Annotated in this window: 4 protein-coding genes; 2 read left to right on the top strand and 2 right to left on the bottom strand. The window is 75.7% G+C overall.

The annotated features are described in order from the left end of the window. Positions 1–23: 23 nt before the first annotated feature. Positions 24–1,124 carry a succinyldiaminopimelate transaminase gene (dapC, locus tag L1885_RS25965; protein WP_235799600.1) on the bottom strand — a complete coding sequence of 367 codons (1,101 nt, stop codon included), beginning with the start codon at positions 1,122–1,124 and terminating at the stop codon, positions 24–26. Positions 1,125–1,246: 122 nt separating this feature from the next. Next, complete coding sequence (fdxA, locus tag L1885_RS25960) at positions 1,247–1,567, bottom strand: ferredoxin (protein ID WP_235799599.1); 321 nt, start codon at positions 1,565–1,567, stop codon at positions 1,247–1,249. A 140-nt stretch (positions 1,568–1,707) separates the two neighbouring features. Between fdxA and L1885_RS25955 the strand changes: the two genes are divergently transcribed. Together L1885_RS25955 and L1885_RS25950 are read left to right on the top strand one after the other, a co-directional pair. Next, positions 1,708–2,721, top strand: a complete 1,014-nt coding sequence (locus tag L1885_RS25955; RefSeq protein WP_235799598.1) for a GNAT family N-acetyltransferase — start codon at positions 1,708–1,710, stop codon at positions 2,719–2,721. A 74-nt stretch (positions 2,722–2,795) separates the two neighbouring features. Next, positions 2,796–3,287: transglutaminase-like domain-containing protein (locus L1885_RS25950; RefSeq protein WP_235799597.1), on the top strand; the 492-nt coding region annotated here is incomplete at its 3' end.

Genomic DNA, 3,287 nt, shown 5'->3' with positions numbered 1-3,287 from the left:
GCCGGCCGCCGTCGGGCGGCCCGTCAGCCGCCGAGGCGCTTGACGGCGGCGTCGATCCGCTCGTCGGTGGCCGTCAGCGCCACCCGCACGTGCTGCGCGCCGGCCTCGCCGTAGAAGTCGCCCGGCGCCACGAGGATGCCGAGCGCGGCCAGCCGGCCCACGGTGTCCCAGCAGTTCTCGCCGCGCGTCGACCAGAGGTAGAGCCCCGCGTCGCTGTGGTCGACGCGGAAGCCGTCGGCCTCCAGGGCGGCGCGCAGCGGCGCGCGCCGGGCCGCGTACCGCTCGCGCTGCTCCGCCACGTGGGTGTCGTCGCCGAGCGCGGCGGCGGTCGCCGCCTGGACGGGCGAGGGCACCATCATGCCGCCGTGCTTGCGCACCTGGAGCAGTTCGCCGAGCACGTTCTCGTCGCCGACCAGGAAGGCCGCGCGGTACCCCGCGAGGTTCGAGCGCTTCGACAGCGAGTGGACCGCGACCAGGCCCTCGTGGGAGCCGCCGCAGACGTCCGGATGCAGCACCGAGACGGGCTCGGGGCCCTCCCAGCCGAGTTCCAGGTAGCACTCGTCGCTGAGGACGAGCACGCCGTGCTCGCGGGCCCAGGCGACGATCCGCGTCAGCTCGTCCTTGGGGATCACCCGGCCCGTCGGATTGGACGGGGAGTTGAGCCACAGCACCTTCAGGCCCTCGGGGTCGAGCCGCGTCGGGTCGTCGTACGGCGCGAGGCCGGCGCCGGCGAGGCGCGCGCCGACCTCGTACGTCGGGTAGGCGAGGCGCGGGTAGGCCACGCGGTCCCCCGCGCCGAGGCCGAGCTGTACGGGCGCCCAGGCCACGAGCTCCTTCGAGCCGACGACCGGCAGCACGCCGTGGTGGGTGAGCCCGCGCGCGCCCAGCCTGCGCTCCGCCCAGCCGGTGAGCGCGTCGCGCAGCGCGGCCGTGCCCCAGACCGTGGGATAGCCGGGCGAGTCCGCCGCGTCCGCCAGCGCGCGCCGGACCAGGGCGGGGACCGGGTCGACGGGCGTGCCGACGGACAGGTCCACGATCCCGTCCGGGTGGGCCCGGGCGGTCTCGTCGTACGGCTTGAGCCTGTCCCAGGGGAAGACCGGCAGGGACTGCGACAGTGCGGGCACGGTGCTCACTCACTCTTTCGTACGGGTCCGCAGGCGCCGCACGCGCCGGTGCGGACGCGGCTGCGGACACAAACACGTCGGTCCCGCACGGCGACGACCGTGCGGGACCGCAGACGCGAAGGTCAGCCGTTCTGCGCGGGCAGAGCGGCGACGAGGGGGTGGTCCCGCTCGATCAGGCCGAGCTTGGAGGCGCCACCGGGCGAACCGAGCTCGTCGAAGAACTCCACGTTCGCCTTGTAGTAGTCCTTCCACTCGTCCGGGGTGTCGTCCTCGTAGAAGATCGCCTCGACCGGGCAGACCGGCTCACAGGCACCGCAGTCGACGCATTCGTCCGGGTGGATGTACAAGGACCGGGAGCCCTCGTAGATGCAGTCGACCGGGCACTCCTCGATGCACGCCTTGTCCTTCACGTCGACACAAGGCTGCGCGATGACGTAGGTCACGCTGTCGTTCCTCCTCCATAGGGCGCGGCGGGCCGATCTGCGGCTCCGTCCACGGGCGCGCGGGAGCGCGGCGTCGTCGATGCCCGCATCTAGTATCTCCGTTCCTGGGCACGATCCGAACAGGAGGGGCGGGCAGAGCTGTGGAAATCGCCGGCGGAGGACGTCTCGAGGTCCGGATCGATCCCTCTGATCTGGGCAAACGGGTATCAGTCAGGCGGCTCACCGGCGCGCCGGACGGAGCCGGAAAGTTCACCGACACGGTCGGTGTTCTCACATCATGGAACGACGGGGTGATCCTCGTCACGCGCCGGTCGGGCGAGACCGTGGCCATCGACGAGGCGTCGCTGGTGGCGGGGAAGGTCGTCCCCGAGGCGCCGGCGCGCCGCCGGGGGCCCGCCGCGGCCCGCGGCGAGCTGGTCGAGGTCGCTGCGCGGGCCTGGCGGCCGGTGGAGGAGGCGCCGCTCGGCGCGTGGCGGCTGCGGGCCTCCGAGGGCTTCACCCGGCGGGCGAACTCGGCCCTGCCGACCGGCGATCCGGGCGTGGAGCTCGCCGTGGCCCTGGAGCGGGTGCGGGACTGGTACGGGGAGCGCGGCCTGCCCGCGTACGTGCAGCTGGAGACGGACTCGGCCGAGGGCCAGGAGCGGCTGGGCGGCCGGCTGGCCGCGCTGGGCTGGCGGCCCGAGGGCGCCACCGAGGTCTGGACGGGCGCCCTGGCCCCGGTCGCGGACCCGGACGGCCCCGCGGCGGACGCGGTCGGGCGGGTCCGGCTGGAACGGGACGTCACCGACGCGTGGTTGCGCCGCTACCACCGCTCGGGCGACGCCGTCGGCCCGCACGTCAGGGCCGTACTGGGCAGCGGGCCCTCGACGTGGTTCGCCACGGTGGCGGCCGGCGGGGACGCGGGGGCGGCGGCGATCGGCCGTGCCGTGGTGGACGGGCGCTGGGCCGGCTTCATGGCGGTGGAGGTCGCCCCGGAGCACCGGCGCACGGGGCTCGCGCGCGCCGTGATGGCGGCGCTCGCGCGCCGGGCGCTGGAGGAGGGCGCCTCGGCGGCCTGGCTCCAGGTGGAGGACGAGAACACGGCGGCCCGCGCGTTGTACACGGACATGGGCTTCGCGGCGCACCACGGCTACCGGTACTACCGGCCGGCGTGAGGCCCCTGGCCCGGGCCGTGCACAGGGTGCGCCGGACACCGGCGGCAGCAACCGGAGGGACCGTGGGACCAGGGGTGGAACCGTACGACAGGGACGAGCGGCGCGGCAGGTTCGCCGCGGAGGCGCGGGCCGAGCGGCCCGACCTCGCGCTCCTGTGCCTGCTGATCGGCGCCGAGGCCGACCCGGCGACGGGTGAGGCCGGGGTGGACGAGGCGCAGGCCGAGCTGGACCGGCTCGCGGGGCTGCTGCCCTTCGGCCCGCGCGACCCCGCGGGCTGGGCCCGCGCGGTGGGCGACCTGCTGGGCGGGCGGCTGGGGTTCCACGGGGCACCGGCCGACTACCGCCGGCTGGAGTCGTCGCTGCTGCCCGAGGTGCTGCGGCGCCGGCGGGGCCTGCCGATCCTGCTCTCGGTGGTGTGGATGGAGGTGGCGCGCCGCGCGGGCGCCCCGGTGCACGGGGTGGCGCTGCCGGGGCACTTCGTCGTCGGGTTCGGCGGTCCCGGGCGGCAGGTGCTGGCCGACCCGTTCGCCGGCGGCGCGCTCCTGTCGGAGGCCGACGCGGCGGCG

Origin of the sequence: Streptomyces fuscigenes (assembly GCF_021556455.1) — a bacterium.
GTDB lineage: Bacteria > Actinomycetota > Actinomycetes > Streptomycetales > Streptomycetaceae > Streptomyces > Streptomyces fuscigenes.
The sequence above is the reverse complement of the archived record's forward strand: the minus strand, read 5'-3'. Positions and strand labels throughout refer to the sequence as shown.